Source organism: Flavobacterium sp. P21 (assembly GCF_050632225.1).
Taxonomy (GTDB): domain Bacteria; phylum Bacteroidota; class Bacteroidia; order Flavobacteriales; family Flavobacteriaceae; genus Flavobacterium.
In genome coordinates, this window is sequence record NZ_CP192585.1 from 1,491,464 (window position 1) to 1,510,420 (window position 18,957).

The following is an 18,957-nucleotide window of genomic DNA, read 5'->3' on the forward strand; positions in this document are numbered from 1 at the left end:
AAATATTAGGAACAATTTTAATTACCATAAAGCTATAGAATTAATTGTAATATTAATCTGTAATTCACAAAAACCATGCAAGTTTTTTTAAAGTAAGATGATTAGATAATTTGGAAATTTGCCGATTAGATAATTATATAAGTGCGTTTATTGTAGTAACTTATATGCGTTTTGCTGGCAAAGATTTTAAAGTAAGAAACCCAACAGATTCAAAATCTGTTGGGTTTGCTGTTATCATATAAGAAAATTATCTAATTAGCGAGCATTGTGTAAACATCGCTCAATTTTCCGTCGATTTCTCCTGTTTGAAGACCTAAAATATGAGCAATTAAAGGATAAACCGAAACATTCTGAAATGTTTTGACTCTTTTGTTTACTTTAAAAGCCGGCCCTTTTGCGTAGAAAATAGCGTGCATATCTTTTTCATTATTGTCATAACCATGCGTTCCGCCTTTGATGTTTTGAGATTCTTTCGTTACTAAACTCCATCCTTTATCGGCTTCTATAACAAAATCAAGCGCGCGCGAATTTGTTCCGTAATGCAATCTTTCGGGAACTTCAGATGATTTCCAGAATTTGATATGAGGAACTTTTTCAAAGCATTGGCAATAGAGTCTTGATAGCCAGATTTTGCTTGCAAACTCATAATTGGATTTACAACATCTTTATAACCCAACCATTCTGGTTTCAAATAATCTAAAACCGCTACTTTTTTGTCATTGCTTATATTTGCCATTCCGTGGTCTGAAACAATGATCAAATTGATTTGTTTTCCGATAGGCAATTGATCTAATTTTCGAGATATTTCACCCATTATAGAATCCATTTTGATGACCATTTTTTTGTTTTCAGGCGAAAGCGGGCCAAAATTATGCCCCGTATGATCTGGTTCGTCAAAGTATAAAGTCACCAAATGAGGACGCTGTTTTTCTGGAAGGCTGCAGACCATTTCATAACGGTATCGATTCTCGCTTCGTGCGGAATTTTATTATCGTATTTTTTGAAATAACTTGGATTTCTTTTGTCAATATCAGAACCTGGCCAGAAGAACGAAGCTGTTTTTACGCCTTGTTGCTCGGCTAAATTCCAAATCGGATTTCCACCATAAAATCTTGAATCATTTTTTGCATCGCTTGATAATGAAAAAGCTTGGTTTAAAGTAGCATCATAAAAAACATTATTGATGATTCCGTGATGATCTGGATAAAGACCTGTTACAATCGAATAATGATTTGGGAAGGTTTTGCTCGGATAAGAAGGTTTCATTGATTTGGCATGAACACCTACTTTTTCAATTTGCTTTAAATTAGGAAGATTGAATTGTTTGCCGTAATCCCAACGAAATCCATCCATAGAAACTAAAACAACGTAATTGTCTTTATTGTTTTGGGCTTGTAAAACGAAAGAAAGTGAAAGAAAAACTAAGGATAGGAGTGAGGTAAAATGCTTTTTCATTTTTTATATTATTGTGAAGCAACAAAGGTATTGATAACAGATTTTTTAAAGAAAAAGAGAATGTTAAATAAAAGAGTTGCCACGAATTGAACGAATTTCCACTAATGCTTTGTGTAAAAGAAGTTGCCACAGATTACACAGATTAAAAGGATTTCTTTATTGGGTACATTAAAAATTTTCACGCAGATTTTACAGATTTAAGCAGATTAATTTAAATTTTTATAGTCTATGATCCGCATGAAATAAAAATCCTTTTAATCTGTGGCTAATTGAACTATGCGCAAAAGATTAAAACTAATTCGTGGAAATTAGTGAAATTCGTGGCAAACAAAAAAAGCGCCAGATAAGAAATCTGGCGCTTTTAAGTTTTAAGAAGAGAATGAATTACATCATTCCTGGCATTCCGCCTCCCATTGGCATTCCACCTCCGGCATTTTCTTCTTTAATATCAATTAATGCACATTCTGTAGTTAAGATCATTCCAGAAACAGATGCCGCATTTTCTAATGCAACACGAGTTACTTTTTTAGGATCGATAATACCAGCAGTAAGCATATCTACATATTCGTCAGTTTTTGCGTTGTATCCGAAATCACCTTTTCCTTCAGAAACTTTAGCTACAACAACAGAACCTTCAAGACCAGCATTTTCAACGATAGTTCTTAATGGAGCTTCAACAGCGCGAGAAACGATTTGGATTCCAGTAGCTTCGTCAGCGTTGTCGGCTTTTAAATCAGCTAAAGCAATTTTAGCTCTTAATAAAGCAACACCACCACCAGCAACGATTCCTTCTTCTACAGCGACCGCGAGTTGCGTGTAAAGCGTCATCAACTCTGTCTTTTTCTCTTTCATTTCAACTTCAGAAGCGACACCAACATAAAGAACAGCAACACCACCAGCTAATTTAGCCAAACGCTCTTGCAATTTTTCTTTGTCGTAATCAGATGTAGTAGTTTCCATCTGACCTTTAATTTGGTTCACACGGTTTTTGATGATATCTGCTTCACCAGCACCGCTTACGATAGTTGTATTGTCTTTATCGATAGAAACTCTTTTTGCGTTTCCTAACATATCGATAGTTGTATTTTCAAGTGTATAACCTCTTTCTTCAGAAATTACAGTTCCGCCAGTTAAGATAGCGATATCTTCTAACATTGCTTTTCTTCTATCTCCAAAACCTGGAGCTTTTACAGCGAGCAATTTTAAGAGCACCTCTTAATTTGTTTACTACTAAAGTAGAAAGAGCTTCTCCGTCAACATCTTCAGCAATAATCAATAATGGTTTTCCTGATTGAGCAACTGGCTCTAAAACTGGAAGTAATTCTTTTAAAGAAGAAACTTTTTTGTCGTATAATAAGATGTATGGAGAGTCTAATTCAACTTCCATTTTCTCTGGATTTGTTACAAAGTAAGGAGAAAGATATCCTCTGTCAAACTGCATTCCTTCAACAACGTCAACGAAAGTGTCAGTTCCTTTTGCTTCTTCAACAGTGATTACACCTTCTTTTCCAACTTTTGCGAAAGCTGTAGCGATTAATTCACCAATAACATCGTCATTGTTAGCAGAGATAGAAGCAATTTGTTTGATTTTGTCAGAATCGCTTCCCACAACTTTAGCTTGTTTTGCTAAGTCAGCCACGATTGTTTCAACAGCTTTGTCGATACCACGTTTTAAGTCCATTGGATTTGCACCCGCGACAACGTTTTTAAGACCTTCTTTTACGATAGCTTGAGCTAATACTGTAGCAGTTGTAGTTCCGTCTCCAGCTAAATCATTGGTTTTAGAAGCTACTTCTTTAACCATTTGCGCTCCCATGTTTTCTAGAGCGTCTTTTAATTCGATTTCTTTTGCAACAGAAACACCATCTTTAGTAACAGTTGGTCCACCGAAAGATTTTCCGATGATTACGTTACGACCTTTTGGTCCAAGAGTTACTTTTACAGCATTTGCCAATGCATCAACACCACGTTTTAAACCGTCACGTGCTTCAATATCAAATTTTATATCTTTTGCCATTTTAATTTTGTTTAAAGTTTGATTTGTTTCAAGTTATCGAAGTTCTTAATTCTTAATACTTCGTACTTAATACAATATTTTTTTAGATAATTGCTAAGATGTCGTCTTCGCGCATAATCAAATAATCAGTACCTTCTAATTTTAATTCAGTTCCTGCATATTTTCCGTAAAGAACAGTATCACCAACTTTTACAGTCATAGTGTGATCTTTAGTTCCGTTTCCTACTGCAACTACAGTTCCTTTTTGTGGTTTTTCTTTGGCAGTATCTGGAATAAAAATACCTGAGGCAGTTTTAGTTTCAGCCGCAACAGGCTCGATAAGTACGCGGTCTGAAAGCGGTTTAATGTTTAAAGCCATGATTTTATATTATTAATTAAGTTATTATACGTTTTTTATTGTTCAATAAACTTTCAGAAATTGTGCCATGCTCAATAAACTGACATTATTTCTTAAAAAAAATGCCAGCTTTGACAGGCTGGCATTAGATTTTTATATCAAGCTATAATTATTTAGCTGGTGCCGCTGGAGCAGGAGTTTGCTGTGCTGGTGTTGCAGGTGTATTTGCAGGAGCTTCTGTTTTTTCAATAATCTTAGATCCAGTATCATTTAATGAACCTGTAAAGCTTAAGCTTGAAAGAATAACTAAAACGATCAAAACTGTAGCTAATGTCCAAGTACTTTTATCTAAAAAGTCTGTTGTTTTTTGTACACCACCTAACATTTGAGTTCCACTGATAGTAGAAGATAATCCTCCTCCTTTAGGGTTCTGTACCATGATTACTACGATCAATAGAAAACAAACTATTGTGATTAAAACTAAAAAAATTGAAAATGTGCTCATTACTTAATTATTGTTATTGTTATTTTGTTGTAAAATCTTTATATCCGATATGCGGTCTGCAAAGAAAGTAATTTTTTCTGGATATTTCAAAATTAATATTTCATATGCTTGAATTGCCTTTGTGTATTTTTTTGTTCCAAATATACTCTGGCTAAAGTCTCTGTCATTAAGTATGAACTATCGTCTTTATTGATGTCAAGCTGGGCAGTTGCAGTTATTGCTGTTTGCTTTATCGGAGAGATTTTTGGATTTGCTTCAATAAATCGGTCGATTATTTCCGCTTTTTCTTTTTCTCTTCCTCTATTTTTTCTTCTGGATTAACTGTTCCTAACGTTTGTTCTGCAATTTCAACAGGATTTTTCGTTAAATTATTTTCCATTAGCGCTTCTTTGGTTCTGTCAATAGGCTCAGTTCTTGCTAATTGCAACCATTCTTGAAATGAATGTGTTTCATTTCCTGAAAAATCCAATGGTTTTCCAATTTCTAGATTCTCTTCTGCAGTTTTTACTGCTTCAGGAATTTCGATTTTTTCTGGTTCTGAGATTGTTTCAGTTTCTTGAATTGCAATTATAGTTTCCGGAACTTCGATTTCTTTTGATTCTTCAATCGTTACAGTTTCTTCAACAGGTGCTACTGTTTGTGAAATTTCGATTGTTGTAGGTTCTTCCGTTATAGTTTCTTCTGCAATAATTGTTGTTTCTGGAATTATTTCAATTGCAGTTGGTTCTGCAATAGTTTTAGCTTCTTCAAAAACTACATTTCCTGCTTCTTTAATTGCATTAAATACTGATTCTTCAATTGGATCAATTCGAATACTCGGAATTTCATCGTCTAATCTGTCTTCTAGAAAAGTTCGACTTTCCTTAATAATAGGTGTTTCTTTAACAACCGGAATTTCTTCTTTGGCAGAAAGTTCAATTGGCTCTTCAATAACAGATTCAATTGGTTTTTCTTCTACTTTTATTGGTTCTTCAAAAGTTACATTTGTGGCTTCTTTGATAGAATCTAAAATTGATTTTTCGATTGGATCGATTCGGACTTCGGCAAGTTTCTTTTTTCTTCCGCTGAAATAATTTCGACATCAAAAACGGTGATGTTTAAAAGGTCCCTCAGCTTTCGGTCATAATACGCGCCCTGAATTGGCGTGAATTCCTCCGAAGTAATAAAATCAAATAAAACCGAGCGATCAGTGGTATGTCTTTGCTGTAACTTTTAAGGCATAATTATACTTAAAGCTGTTTTGTTTGTAAAGTCCTTTTAATCGCAATGCGCGCGCACTTTGAAAATACGGGAATTCATTCAAAACACTTCCTAATGTTTCGGCCTGTTTTTCTGTAACGGTGTCAGGTTTATTGATTAGGTATGTATAATCGGTTACGTTCATTATTTATTTTTTTGTTTAATCGGTTAACTATTTAATCGTTGATTTGTTTTTAGTTGTTTTATCGATTAAACGGTTATACGATTAAACGATTAAACAAGCAAAATTACCATTTAGCCAATGACTCATTAAAAATATCCTGAGTAATTCTTTCAAAAATAGTTTGGATTGCATTACTTAAAACAGCTCCCGTTGGAAGATCTGTTCCTGGGAAGTCATTGTAAAATTCAAATGTTCTTTCAAAATCATCCTTTTCGTTTTTCTTGTTTGTAAAACGAACATTTACACGAATTGTCAAACGGTTTTGTGCGGCTCCAACAGCGCCGTCTGTCTGCAACGGCTGTTGCTGTCATCGGGCTTATTCTGTAATCTACGATTTCACCTTCGTAAACCAAATCACCACTATTGCTTACCAAATTCAGGTTCGTTTGATTCATAATCAAATCCTGAAGTGCCAATGTAAATTGTCTGTCGATTCCAGGTTCAACCAAATCAGCATTGTTTTGAAAAAAGTTAACCTGAAAAGTTTTTGCATCAATAGTTCCTGTTCCTGTGAAGTTGTAAATATTGCATCCGCTCAATAAGAACAGACTCAAAAGTGCAAATAAAGAATATATTTTTTTCATACTATTTGAAGAGGGAATTCCAATGTTTTAAATCTCAAATTCCAATTGTGTCCAAATATAAGTAATTGGAATTTGGAATTTCGGAATTGTAATTTAATTATTTTATAAATCGAATTGTTTGATTTTTCGATACAATGTTCTTTCAGAAATGCCTAGTTCATCGGCGCTGACTTTACGTTTTCCTTTGTTTTTCTCTAATGATTTTTTGATCATTTCGATTTCTTTTTGTTCCAAACGTAAAATCTCTTCTTCTTCGATAGTTTCGGCAAATAAATAATTGTCGTCTTGAATTTGATAGTTTTCTTCACGAACAGCTGGAGTTGTCATTACTGCAGTTCTTGGTTCTTCTTCAAAATCAATTTCGCTGTCGTTTTGCTGGTTTCCGTATATTTTCTGAATTAAATTTGGATTGATATCCTGCACTTTTGAAGAACCATTTTTCATGAGTTCCAAGGTCAGTTTTTTCAAATCGTTCAAATCGCTTCTCATATCGAAAAGTACCTTATATAATATGTCTCTTTCTGTACTGAAATCACTTTCTTTTTTGCTGTCGCTAATAACAGAAGGTAAATTGCTTCCTTCTGCTGGTAGATAAGATTGTAAAGTTGCCAGACTAATGTCGCGATTCGTTTCTAAAACAGAAATTTGTTCAGCAACATTTCGAAGCTGACGAATATTTCCGCTCCATCTGAATTTCTGCAAAAGCTGTACCGCATCATCATCTAGTCTTAATGGTGGCATTTTGTATTTATGAGCAAAATCGGCGACAAATTTTCTGAACAATAAATGAATGTCGTCATTTCGTTCTCTCAAAGGAGGCAAAGTAATCTCAACTGTACTTAAACGATAGTACAAATCTTCACGGAATTTTCCTTTTTCGATCGCATTAAATAAATTCACGTTGGTTGCGGCAACAATTCTAACATTTGTTTTTTGAACTTGAGATGAACCTACTTTTATAAATTCACCATTTTCCAAAACACGAAGTAATCTTACTTGAGTTGTTAATGGCAATTCTCCAACTTCGTCAAGAAAGATTGTTCCGCCGTCTGCCACTTCAAAATAACCTTCACGTGTGCTTGTTGCGCCTGTAAAAGCTCCTTTTTCGTGACCGAAAAGTTCACTATCAATGGTTCCTTCCGGAATTGCACCGCAGTTTACGGCAATATATTTACCATGCTTTCTGTGCGAAAGCGAATGTATAATTCTAGGAATATTTTCTTTACCAACACCACTTTCCCCAGTTACCATTACTGAAATATCAGTTGGAGCAACCTGAATGGCTTTTTCGATAGCACGATTTAATTTCGGATCGTTTCCAATAATCTCAAATCGTTGTTTTATTGCTTGAACTGTTTCCATTTATTTTTTTCTTTTGCCACAGATTAAAGTGATTAACACAGATTCTCTAAATTATAAAATATATCTTTTATATTGGAGGGATTTTGTTTGAAAATTAATCAGCAATCCTACTTCTGAATTAGATAACTTAATATAATTTAAAATCTGAGCAATATGTTCACTTGAAAATTCTTTTATAGCTTTTACCTCTAAAACTATATCTTCATTAATAATGAAATCAGCATAAAATTTATGAGGTAAAATAGTTCCTTTATATTCAATTGAATATTCCTTTTCTCTTTCAAAAGGAATATTATTTTCTTTAAACTCTAATTCTAAAGCATCTTTGTAAACTACTTCTAATAAACCTGGACCAAGATTTCGGTGCACTTCCATGCAAATTCCAATAATCTTGTAAGTATCTTTTTATCTATAATGTTGCATAAATATTTTAATTTTGGTACAAAATTAAAAGTAAGAAAAATATTAAAAAAATCTTTTTAATCCTTTTAATCTGTGGCAAAAAAAAACTAATTCATGCTACTAAGTCCTACAGCTTCACCTTTTAGAGTTCCAGAAGTACAACTTGTAATTTTTACGTTTACGAAATCTCCAATTTTGTAATTTTCTTTCGGGAAAACTACCGTTATACTTTGAGAATTTCTTCCTGAAAATTCGTCTTTAGATTTCTTAGAAACTTTTTCTACTAAAACTTCAACAGTTTTTCCAACAAACTCTTCGCTTCTAAACCAAGCATGTTTTTGTTGTAAATCGACAATTTCCTGTAATCTTCTAGCTTTGGTTTCTTCTTCAACATCATCTTTCATTTTTCTTCCGGCCAAAGTTCCAGGACGTTCAGAATACGAATACATATAACCGAAGTTGTATTTCACATATTCCATTAAACTCATAGTGTCTTGGTGATCTTCTTCAGTTTCTGTTGGGAAACCGGCAATCATATCTTGCGAAATCGAAGCATCAGGAACAATCGCTCTAATCTTATCAATCAAAGCCATATATTCTTCACGAGAATGCAAACGATTCATTTCTTTCAAAATTCTATTGCTTCCAGACTGAACCGGCAAATGAATATGTTTACAGATATTTGGATATTTCGCAATAACATGTAGAATGCTTTCGTGCATATCCTGCGGATTTGAGGTCGAAAATCGAATTCTCATTTTAGGAAAACCAACAGCAACCATTTCAAGCAATTGATCAAAATCAACAGCAGTTGCTTTTTGCATTTCAGAAGCATTTACGAAATCTTTTTTCAATCCGCCTCCGTACCAAAGGTAACTGTCAACGTTTTGGCCTAAAAGTGTAATTTCTTTATAGCCATTATTCCACAAGTCCTGAATTTCATTCATGATACTTTGCGGTTCACGGCTTCTTTCGCGTCCGCGCGTAAAAGGTACAACGCAAAACGTACACATATTATCACATCCACGAGTAATAGAAACCAAAGCCGTAATTCCGTTGCTCATCAAACGAACAGGCGAAATATCTCCGTATGTTTCCTCTTTCGATAAAATTACATTGATAGCATCGCGTCCTTCTTCAACTTCAGCCAATAAATTCGGAAGATCTTTATAAGCATCAGGACCCACAACAAGGTCGACTATTTTTTCTTCTTCTAAAAACTGACTTTTCAAACGCTCAGCCATACAGCCCAAAACGCCTACTTTCATTTTTGGATTAGTACGTTTTACCGCATTATATTTTTCAAGACGTTTACGAATAGTTTGTTCAGCTTTGTCTCGGATTGAACAAGTGTTCACCAAAACCAAATCAGCTTCTTCTAAAACTGAAGTTGTGTTATATCCGCCGTCAGACAAAATCGAAGCTACGACTTCACTGTCCGAAAAATTCATCGCACAGCCGTAACTTTCTATAAATAGTTTTTTAGTATTCTCAGGTTTATTTTCTAAAACAAGACTTTCGCCCTGTTTGCTTTCTTCAATAATCTTTTCCATTGTAAAAATTCAAAGTGCAAAGATAGGTTAAATGAGATGAATATGACAAGATGGCAGGAAAAAGATTTTAGATTGTTGAAATTTAATGAATAACGAGTTTTTTTAAGATCAGCAATGAGAATCTAAAATCTAAAATCTAAAATCGGCAATAAATTATTAAGGAGCTATTTCCAGCTTTCCACTTCAAGTCCTCATAAAAAAAGCAAAGTTTCTAATGTTTTAAAAGAGCTTCTCCCGAGGCTTCGGGAGTCGCTTTTTTAAAACAAGAAACTTTTGCTTTTTTTACTCCGGGCTTTCCGTTGCAATCTGGGCTAGGGCTTTCGGTTTCAAAATAAAATTTGATTTAAAGAAAATTCTAAATTGAATTGTAGATTTTATGATATGCTTTTTATAATCTAAAATCTCAACTCTCAAATCTGAAATAAAAGAATTTCTCGGTCATAATCGATTAAAAATTACACCTATATATATAATAGGTAGGATTACAGATAAATCTGCAATTTTGAGAAACATAATATTAAAATAACTCAAAAATGCACCGATAAGGTTAATATTTAAAAAAAATAAATACTTTTGTTGCAGAAAATAAGAGCAATGGCAAAGAATTTAGTAATAGTGGAGTCACCTGCAAAGGCGAAAACGATCGAGAAATTTCTTGGGAGTGATTTTCAGGTGGAGTCAAGTTATGGTCACATAGCAGACTTACCATCAAAGGAAATAGGAGTAGATGTAGAAAATGGTTTTAAACCTAAATATGAAGTTTCTCCGGATAAAAAAGCCTTGGTAACGAAACTAAAATCACTTTCTAAAAATGCCGAAACGGTTTGGTTAGCATCCGATGAGGACCGCGAGGGAGAGGCTATTTCATGGCACTTGGCGGAAGAATTAAAACTGGATACAAAAAAACAAAACGTATTGTTTTTCACGAAATTACAAAATCTGCGATTCTTAAAGCAATCGACAATCCAAGAGAAATTGATTATAATTTAGTAAACGCACAACAAGCACGTCGTGTTTTGGACCGTTTAGTAGGTTATGAATTATCTCCAGTTTTATGGAGAAAAATTAAAGGCGGACTTTCAGCGGGTCGTGTACAATCTGTTTCTGTACGTTTGATTGTTGAAAGAGAACGTGAAATTCAAAGTTTTAATGCAGTTGCAACGTATTCTATTGTTGCAGAATTTGTAAATGAAGCAGGAAAAGCTTTCAAAGCAAAACTTCCAAAAAACTTTAATACTAAAAAAGAAGCCGAAGATTTCTTAAACCAAAATATCGGTTCTAAATATAAGGTAGCCGATTTAGAAACTAAACCTACCAAAAAATCTCCAACAGCACCTTTTACAACTTCAACGCTTCAACAAGAGGTCGCAAGAAAATTGTATTTGCCAGTTGGAATCACAATGCAGTTAGCGCAACGTCTTTACGAAGCGGGACTTATTACTTATATGAGAACCGATTCTGTGAATCTTTCAAAAGATGCAATGGACGCCGCTGAAGCAGAAATCATAAAATCATACGGAAAAGAATTCTCAAAACCGAGAACTTTTGCAACGAAAAGCAAAGGGGCGCAAGAAGCACACGAAGCAATCCGTCCAACAGATATGTCTCGTCATTCTGTAAATATTGACCGTGACCAAGCTCGTTTATACGATTTGATCTGGAAAAGAACTTTGGCTTCACAAATGAGTGATGCGCAGTTAGAAAGAACAAACGTAAAAATCGAAGCAGATAACCACAACGAAATTTTTACAGCTTCAGGGGAAGTATTGCTTTTTGAAGGTTTCTTGAAAGTGTACTTAGAAGGTCATGATGATGACGAAGAAGAGCAAGAAGGAATGCTTCCGGCTTTAAAAGTAAATGAAAAGTTAGCAAATAGCTATATTACAGCCACAGAACGATATTCAAGACCGCCGGCTCGTTATACAGAGGCTTCTTTGGTTAAAAAGCTTGAAGAACTTGGAATTGGACGTCCTTCTACTTATGCACCAACCATTTCAACTATTATCAATAGAAATTATGTTGAAAAAGGAACGCTTGAAGGAGTAGAACGTAATTATACACAGCTTACGTTGCAAAACAGTAAAGTTGGCGAAAAAGTATTAAAAGAAAATACAGGTTCTGATAAAGGGAAATTAGTTCCAACGGATATCGGGACAATCGTAACAGATTTCTTAGTTAAAAACTTCGGAAATATTTTAGATTACAATTTTACTGCAAAAGTTGAGCAGGATTTCGACGAGATTGCCGAAGGAAATATCGACTGGGCAAAAATGATGCAGGATTTCTACAATCAGTTTCATCCAAATGTAAAAGAAGTTGATGCAAATGCTGAGCGTGAAAGCGGTGAAAGAATTCTAGGGAAAGATGCTGATGGAAGACAAGTTTCTGTTCGTTTAGGAAAATTTGGTCCAATGGCTCAAATTGGAGAAGCAGACGACGAAGACAAAAAATTTGCCAGCTTAATGGCAGATCAAAACATTGGAAATATTACACTTGAAGAAGCTTTGAATTTATTCTTGCTTCCAAAAAGTCTGGGAGAATATAAAGGAGAAGAAGTTGAAGTTAATAATGGTCGTTATGGCCCATATGTACGTCACGGAAGTGTCTTTATTTCTTTGCCTAGAGGAGAAGATCCTTTAGGAGTTTCAAAAGAAAGAGCTCAGGAATTAATTGACGAAAAAGCACTTGCTGATGCGCCAATTGCGGTTTACAAAGGAGAAGCTGTTCAAAAAGGAGTGGGACGTTTTGGTCCGTTCATCAAATGGAATGGTCTTTTTGTAAATGTGAGCAAAAAATACAATTTCGATAATCTATCTCAGGCTGATGTTGAGGAATTGATTGAAGATAAATTGCAAAAGAACATTGACAAAGTGCTTCACAATTGGGAAGAAGAAGGAATTGTAGTGGAAAAAGCACGTTGGGGACGTTCGGTAATTCTGAAAGGAAAAATCAAAATTGAATTAAGCAAAGATGTTGATGCAACAAAATTAACATTGGCTCAAGTTCAAGAAATGATTGCGGCAAAAACACCAGCAAAAAAAGCTCCGGCTAAAAAAACAACAACAGCGAAGAAAGCTCCTGCTAAAAAAGCAACAGCAAAAAAGAAATAATATAAGCACAATAAATGGAATTTGATTTTCTAGAACCAGTTAACGAAGGAATTGTAAATTTTATCAATTCGTTGTCTTCTCAAGAATTGGGCAGTAAAATAGTGTTGCACACCCACGATCAATTTCCTGATATTAGCAAAATAAATATTGCCATTATTGGTGTTTTAGAAGACAGACGAAACATTAATATGGTCAATGAAGTCAATTTGACTTCGATCCGAAAGAAGCTTTACGGCATGTTTCCAGGTAACTGGGACGCATCTATTGCTGACCTTGGTGATATCCTGGCGGGCGATTCTGTTGATGATACTTATTTTGCACTTAAAAAAGTTGTGGCTTCTTTAATTAAGAATAAAGTTATTCCTATAGTCCTAGGAGGTTCTCAGGATTTGACCTATGCATTGTATCGCGCTTATGATGATTTGGAGCAGATGGTGAATTTGGTTTCGGTAGATAATCGTTTTGATTTTGGCAAAGAAAATGAATCGGTTTCAGCCAATTCTTACCTGACTAAAATCATTATTGATGAGCCGAATAACTTATTTAATTATTGTAATATAGGATATCAAACCTATTATAACTCTCAAGAAGAAATTGATTTAATCGAAAAATTGTTTTTTGATGCTTATCGATTAGGAGAAATTTCAACAAATATTGCTTTATCAGAGCCAGTTTTCAGAGATGCTGATCTTGTGAGTATTGATTTGAATTCTGTAAAATCATCTGAATCAGGTAATTTGGTGTCTTTTGAGCCAAATGGTTTCAATGGAAAAGAGATTTGTTCTTTGGCGAGATATTCAGGAATAAGTGATAAAGTTTCGGCATTTGGAATTTTTAATCATAACAGTACTGTGCATGAATCAGTTTTGATTGCTCAAATTGTATGGTATTTTATAGAAGGTTATCATTATCGTTCGAAAGAATATCCATTTGGAAGCAGAACAAACTATTTGAAATATATTGTTCCTCTAGAAGATGAGGAGCTGATTTTTTACAAAAGCGACAAAACTGATCGTTGGTGGATCGAAATTCCGTTTGTTTCAAACGGCGGCAATAAATTGAAAAGAAATACGTTATTACCGTGTTCTTATGATGAATATTTGTGTGCTTGCAATCAAGAATTGCCAGAAAGATGGTGGAAAGCACAGCGAAAAAACGCTTTGTAGAAGAAAATTTCAATTAAAATCTTAATTTTTTAGAATCCTAAAAATTATTTAAGAAATATTAATAAGAAGTAGATTACATATTATAAAATTTGATGTTTTTGGTCGATTTTTTGCGTTAGTTTATCGATGAAATATTTTTTTTATTTTATTTAACATTATTTTTGAACGGTAAAATAAAATTCGCAAGTAGTATTGTTTTTTAGATAAATAATAAATACGTTTACGGACTTTTAATAATGAATAGATAATCCAAATTTATATGAAGAAGTTTATTGCATTTGCGGCAATGTTAACACTGGTAATTGGCTGTGGTAAGTCAGGTGACAAAGGTGAATTAGTTGGTGTTACAGGAGGGAAATGGCATCCTGAAAAACCTTATGGAATGACTTTGGTTCCAGGTGGATCTTTTATTATGGGTAAAGCTGATGCAGATTTAGCTAATGTGGAAGATGCTCCAACTAAAACAGTAACAGTTCGTTCGTTCTACATGGATGAAACAGAGATTACTAACAGTGAGTATCGTCAATTTGTGGAGTGGGTAAAAGACTCTACAATGAGAGTTCGTTTAGCAATCTTGGCTGACGAAACAGGTCAAAAAGCTACTGGTGACGGTAAAGGAAAAAAGGTGGCAGTATTGCTGATTATGCATTTAATGATTCTGAGCCAGATAAAATGACGGCTTATGATAAGTATATGTATGATAACTACTATAGTGTAGGAACAAAAGATGATCCTTATGCTGGTAGAAAATTAAACAAAAAAGTTAAGTTGATTAAGGATACAAAAGCTTATCCAGATGAGTACTATGCTGAGGTAATGGATTCATTGTATTTGCCAATTGAAGAGTCTTACAATGGTTTAAGAACGATGGATGTAAATAAATTGAAATTCCGTTATTCTTGGATGGATATTCAAGTCATGCACTAAAGCTAAAGTTGGAAAAAGAAAAGACTTTGTTAAAACAGAACAAGTTAGTGTTTATCCTGATACAACAGTTTGGATTAAAGATTTCGCTTACTCATATAATGAGCCAATGCATAATGATTATTTCTGGCACAAAGCTTATGGAGATTATCCTGTAGTTGGTGTTACTTGGAAACAAGCAAAAGCTTTCTGTGCTTGGAGAACATTGAATAAAAACAGTTACATTAAATCTAAGAAAAAGGGACGTGACTTAGTAAATGCTTTCAGATTGCCTACAGAGTCTGAATGGGAGTATGCCGCAAGAGGAGGTCTGGAATCAGCAACTTATCCTTGGGGTGGTCCTTACACAAAAAGCGATAGAGGATGCTTTATGGCAAACTTCAAACCTAACAGAGGTGATTATGCTCGCTGACGAAGCTTTATATACAGTTGAAGCTAAATCTTACGAACCAAACGGTTATGGATTATACAATATGGCAGGAAACGTTGCAGAGTGGACAGATTCAGCTTATAATCCAAATGCATACGAATATGTTTCTACAATGAACCCTAACGTAATTGATGGAAACAACCAAAGAAAAGTTGTTCGTGGTGGATCTTGGAAAGATGTTGCTTATTTCCTACAAGTAAGTACTCGTGATCACGAATATGCTGATTCAGCTAGAAGTTACATTGGTTTCAGAACTGTACAAGATTACATGGGAACTCAAGTGACTGGAAGCTCTAAAAGAAAGTAATTTATTAGTAAATTAAATACAATAACCAAATCGAATCTATTTTAAAATTAAAACCTAAAAAAAATTATTATGGCATTATTAAGTAAAAAAGCAATGAATTTCGCTTATGGTATGGGAGCGGCAGTAGTAATCGTTGGAGCTTTATTCAAAATTACTCACTTTGAAATTGGACCATTAACAGGAACAGTTATGCTTTCAGTAGGGTTATTAACTGAGGCGTTGATCTTTGCGTTATCTGCTTTTGAACCAGTTGAAGACGAATTAGATTGGACTCTTGTTTATCCAGAATTAGCGAACGGACAAGCTAGAAAAAAGAAGCAAAAGCTGAAACTCCAACTGATGCTCAAGGTTTATTATCTCAAAAATTAGATGCTATGTTGAAAGAAGCTAAAGTTGACGGTGAGTTAATGGCAAGCTTAGGAAATTCAATCAAAAACTTCGAAGGAGTCGCAAAAGCTATTTCTCCAACTGTAGATTCAATCGCAGGTCAAAAGAAATATGCTGAAGAAATGTCTATGGCAATATGCACAAATGGAATCATTAAACAGTTTATATAAAGTTCAATTAGAAAGTGCTTCAAGAAACGCACAAGCTAATAGCGAAATCGCTGAAAATGTTGCTAAATTAAAAGAGCAAATGCAATCTATGACTGCAAACATCGCTTCTTTAAACAGCGTTTACGGTGGTATGCTTTCTGCAATGAGTAACAAAGGATAATTAGTTTTTAACTATTATATTAAAATTATTAATTAAGAACTAATTAGAAAAAAATGGCAGGAGGAAAATTAACCCCTAGACAGAAGATGATCAACCTGATGTATCTGGTTTTCATCGCAATGTTAGCAATGAACATGTCCAAAGAAGTTTTATCTGCTTTTGGATTAATGAATGAAAAATTTGAAAGTGCTAATACGTCTTCAGAACAAACAAATGCATCTATGTTGACGTCGTTAGATCAAAAAGCGACTGAAGCAAAAGGAGAATTTGCTACTGCGGCGGTAACGGCTCACAAAGTTGAAACAGCTTCAAAAGAATTTTATGCATACGTAGGTTCTTTAAAAGCAGATGTTTTAAAAGGTTTTGAAACTGATAAAGAAACTGGTAAATTGCCATACGAGTCAATGGACAAAGGTGACAATATCGACAACTGGTTTACTGGTGACGGATATACTAAAAAAGGAAACGATATCATCGCTCACATCGAAAAGTATAAAGCAGAAATGAAAGCCGCTTTGTCAGACAAAAAATACGGCGCAATCTTAGCTGAGGTTGAAAAGAAATTTGATCTTTCTGATGTTGCAAACAAAGAAGGTTTAAAAGACAAGTATTTAGCTTACCACTTTAAAGGTTTTCCAGCTGTTGCTTCATTAGCTAAACTTTCTGCTTGGCAAAATGACGTTCAAAAAGCTGAATCTGATGTTTACAGTGCTCGCTTTAGGTAAAGTCATGCGGTTGCTCGCTGCTTCATACAGCAATTATCAAGCTATCGTTGTTTTAGATAAAAATGCATATTTCCAAGGTGAAAAAGTTACAGGTAAGGTAGTTTTAGGTCGTTATGACGAAAACACTAAACCGACATCTTTCCAAGGTCCAGGACAAATCGTAAACGGACAAGCTGTTATCTCGTTAACTGCTGGAGGAGTTGGAGAACAAAATATCAATGGACAATTTACTTTCTTAGAAGATGGAAAAAACATTCCACTTAAATTCGCTGGAAAGTATGTTGTAGTTCCAAGACCAAACTCTGCTACAATTTCTGCAGACAAAATGAATGTAGTGTATAGAGGTGTTGTTAACCCAATCTCTGTATCATTCGCTGGTGTTGCTGACAATAAAGTTGTTGCTAGTGCTCCAGGATTAAGTTCAGCTGGTAAACCAGGTAAATATAACATGAGCCCAGGTACAGGTACTGAGACAACAATTTCAGTTACTGGTACTTTACCAAATGGAGATAAAGTTTCAGATAAGAAAACATTCAGAATTAAAGGTATTCCTGGACCAACAGGTACAATTAGAGGTGATTATGGTGTTGTTAAAGGGCCTAAATCTAACCTAGAAGTTGCGACAATCGGAGCAAAATTAATGGATTTTGATTTCGAAGTTGGTTTAGATGTTGTTGGATTTAACTTGAAAATTGCTGGACAACCTACAGTTGTTGTTACAGGAAACAAATTAAATGCTCAATGTAAATCAGTTCTTGCAAGAGCTGGTAGAGGGGATCAGGTTACTATTTCTGAAATTAAAACTAAACTTGTTGGAGCTGGAAGTTATTTATTGCCAAGAACTGCTCCAGTAATTTTCGAAATACAATAATAAAGTAGTTTATACTACGTTCAATATCTTATAATGATACCACGATGAAAGTAAGAAATTTTTTAATAGCCATTGTTTCTATTGCTGGAGGTTTTGCTTCTAATGCGCAATCGAATTTGCTTAACGCGAAAACACCTGCTCAAATAGGACTTAAAACTCCTGCGCAACTTATCTCAGATAATGATAAGCCTTTAGCTTACGGTTATGTTGATGATAGAGATATTTTGATGGGAAAAACAACTTGGGAGATTATCGATTTGAATGAAAAAATCAATTTTCCTTTATACTTTCCTATAGATACAGCTAACATTGGTGCTGATAGACGTTCATTATACGACGTTTTAACAAAAGCTATCAAAAAAGGTAAGATAACTGAAGTTTATACTGATAGTTATTTTAACACTAAAAAGTCAATGAAAGACATCGAAGGATCATTATCTCGTATTGATACAACTGATGCTGGTAGAGAGCTTATCAACCAAAATCCTGATGACTATAGATCACGTGTTGTGAAGAAAAAAGTAGTTACTGGAACTGGTAAAAAGAAAGTTGTTACTTATGTTGATGAAACGGTACCAGCTTCAAGAACGGTACCTGCAGAATATATCTTAAAACAAGATTTAACTGCTCAGGACGTTACACAATACAAAATCAAAGGATATTGGTATTTTGACAAACGTCAAAGTGAATTGAAATATCGTTTGCTTGGGATTTGTCCTGTAACTCCAGACGTTTACACTATGAATAGTGATGAAAAGGATTATATTGAGTTATTTTGGGTTTTCTTTCCAAATTCAAGAGATGCTTTGCATGAAGCAAAAGCGTTTAATGACAATAACTCTGCATTGCCAATTTCATTCGATCAGATCTTAAATTCAAGACGTTTTAATGCGGTTGTTTACAAAGAGGAAAACCTTTACGGAGACAGAGCTATCAGCGATTATATGAAAGATAACGCTCAAAACCAATTATTAGAATCTGAAAGAGTAAAAGAAAAGATTCGTAACTTCGAACAAGATATGTGGAACTACTAAGTAGAAACATACCATTATAAGAAAAACTCTTACTA

15 protein-coding genes and 5 pseudogenes are annotated in these 18,957 nt (G+C 34.3%); 7 read left to right on the forward strand and 13 right to left on the reverse strand.

Translation table 11 applies throughout. The annotated features are described in order from the left end of the window. Positions 1–251: 251 nt before the first annotated feature. The 8 genes from ACQ9BO_RS07240 to ACQ9BO_RS07275 all read right to left on the reverse strand — a co-directional run bounded on the left by ACQ9BO_RS07240 (position 252) and on the right by ACQ9BO_RS07275 (position 4,783). Complete coding sequence (locus ACQ9BO_RS07240) at positions 252–545, reverse strand: hypothetical protein (protein ID WP_431244163.1); 294 nt, start codon at positions 543–545, stop codon at positions 252–254. Then, a complete protein-coding gene (locus ACQ9BO_RS07245) occupies positions 503–910 on the reverse strand; it encodes an alkaline phosphatase family protein (protein WP_431245084.1) in 408 nt (135 codons plus the stop codon). Before ACQ9BO_RS07245 ends, ACQ9BO_RS07240 begins: the two co-directional genes overlap by 43 nt. Beyond that, a complete protein-coding gene (locus ACQ9BO_RS07250; RefSeq protein WP_431244164.1) occupies positions 907–1,455 on the reverse strand; it encodes an ectonucleotide pyrophosphatase/phosphodiesterase in 549 nt (182 codons plus the stop codon). The genes ACQ9BO_RS07245 and ACQ9BO_RS07250 overlap by 4 nt, the downstream gene beginning before the upstream one ends. 384 nt (positions 1,456–1,839) lie before the next feature. Beyond that, complete coding sequence (locus ACQ9BO_RS07255) at positions 1,840–2,655, reverse strand: TCP-1/cpn60 chaperonin family protein (RefSeq protein WP_431244165.1); 816 nt, start codon at positions 2,653–2,655, stop codon at positions 1,840–1,842. Continuing rightward, positions 2,621–3,472: a chaperonin GroEL gene (gene groEL, locus ACQ9BO_RS07260; protein WP_431244166.1), complete on the reverse strand. Its 852-nt coding sequence runs from the start codon at positions 3,470–3,472 to the stop codon at positions 2,621–2,623. The genes ACQ9BO_RS07255 and groEL overlap by 35 nt, the downstream gene beginning before the upstream one ends. A gap of 82 nt (positions 3,473–3,554) precedes the next feature. Next, positions 3,555–3,830 (reverse strand): co-chaperone GroES, encoded by a 276-nt coding sequence (locus tag ACQ9BO_RS07265; protein WP_008467105.1) that lies wholly within the window; start codon positions 3,828–3,830, stop codon positions 3,555–3,557. A 148-nt stretch (positions 3,831–3,978) separates the two neighbouring features. Continuing rightward, the gene (secG, locus tag ACQ9BO_RS07270) at positions 3,979–4,314 is read right to left on the reverse strand and encodes a preprotein translocase subunit SecG (protein ID WP_431244167.1); all 336 of its coding nucleotides are present in this window, start codon (positions 4,312–4,314) and stop codon (positions 3,979–3,981) included. A gap of 271 nt (positions 4,315–4,585) precedes the next feature. Then, the gene (locus tag ACQ9BO_RS07275) at positions 4,586–4,783 is read right to left on the reverse strand and encodes a hypothetical protein (protein ID WP_431244168.1); all 198 of its coding nucleotides are present in this window, start codon (positions 4,781–4,783) and stop codon (positions 4,586–4,588) included. A gap of 433 nt (positions 4,784–5,216) precedes the next feature. On the opposite strand from ACQ9BO_RS07275, the gene ACQ9BO_RS07280 reads away from it, so the two are divergent. Then, positions 5,217–5,387, forward strand: a complete 171-nt coding sequence (locus tag ACQ9BO_RS07280; RefSeq protein WP_431244169.1) for a hypothetical protein — start codon at positions 5,217–5,219, stop codon at positions 5,385–5,387. A 113-nt stretch (positions 5,388–5,500) separates the two neighbouring features. Here ACQ9BO_RS07280 and ACQ9BO_RS07285 read toward each other — a convergent pair whose 3' ends face one another. From ACQ9BO_RS07285 to miaB, 5 genes and pseudogenes are all read right to left on the reverse strand, one after another. Continuing rightward, on the reverse strand, positions 5,501–5,698 hold the full coding sequence (locus ACQ9BO_RS07285) for a hypothetical protein (protein WP_431244170.1): 198 nt from the start codon (positions 5,696–5,698) through the stop codon (positions 5,501–5,503). 103 nt (positions 5,699–5,801) lie between these two features. Beyond that, positions 5,802–6,321, reverse strand: a pseudogene (locus ACQ9BO_RS07290) (LptE family protein). A gap of 102 nt (positions 6,322–6,423) precedes the next feature. Beyond that, positions 6,424–7,683 carry a sigma-54 interaction domain-containing protein gene (locus ACQ9BO_RS07295; protein ID WP_431244171.1) on the reverse strand — a complete coding sequence of 420 codons (1,260 nt, stop codon included), beginning with the start codon at positions 7,681–7,683 and terminating at the stop codon, positions 6,424–6,426. 51 nt (positions 7,684–7,734) lie between these two features. Then, positions 7,735–8,073 carry a GxxExxY protein gene (locus tag ACQ9BO_RS07300; protein WP_431245085.1) on the reverse strand — a complete coding sequence of 113 codons (339 nt, stop codon included), beginning with the start codon at positions 8,071–8,073 and terminating at the stop codon, positions 7,735–7,737. 119 nt (positions 8,074–8,192) lie between these two features. Continuing rightward, positions 8,193–9,638 carry a tRNA (N6-isopentenyl adenosine(37)-C2)-methylthiotransferase MiaB gene (gene miaB, locus ACQ9BO_RS07305; RefSeq protein ID WP_431244172.1) on the reverse strand — a complete coding sequence of 482 codons (1,446 nt, stop codon included), beginning with the start codon at positions 9,636–9,638 and terminating at the stop codon, positions 8,193–8,195. A 594-nt stretch (positions 9,639–10,232) separates the two neighbouring features. Here miaB and topA point away from each other — a divergent pair. The 6 genes and pseudogenes from topA (at position 10,233) to gldN (ending at position 18,922) form a co-directional block, all read left to right on the forward strand. After that, positions 10,233–12,748, forward strand: a pseudogene (gene topA, locus ACQ9BO_RS07310) (type I DNA topoisomerase). A 14-nt stretch (positions 12,749–12,762) separates the two neighbouring features. Beyond that, positions 12,763–13,914 carry a formimidoylglutamase gene (locus tag ACQ9BO_RS07315; protein ID WP_431244173.1) on the forward strand — a complete coding sequence of 384 codons (1,152 nt, stop codon included), beginning with the start codon at positions 12,763–12,765 and terminating at the stop codon, positions 13,912–13,914. Between the two features lie 259 nt (positions 13,915–14,173). Further along, positions 14,174–15,575 (forward strand): annotated as a pseudogene (gene gldK, locus ACQ9BO_RS07320) (gliding motility lipoprotein GldK). Positions 15,576–15,644: 69 nt separating this feature from the next. Then, positions 15,645–16,292, forward strand: a pseudogene (gene gldL / locus ACQ9BO_RS07325) (gliding motility protein GldL). A gap of 53 nt (positions 16,293–16,345) precedes the next feature. Then, positions 16,346–17,888: pseudogene (gldM, locus tag ACQ9BO_RS07330) on the forward strand (gliding motility protein GldM). Positions 17,889–17,932: 44 nt separating this feature from the next. Then, positions 17,933–18,922, forward strand: coding sequence for a gliding motility protein GldN (gene gldN, locus ACQ9BO_RS07335; protein WP_426486269.1), 990 nt, complete (start codon positions 17,933–17,935; stop codon positions 18,920–18,922). Positions 18,923–18,957 lie beyond the last annotated feature (35 nt).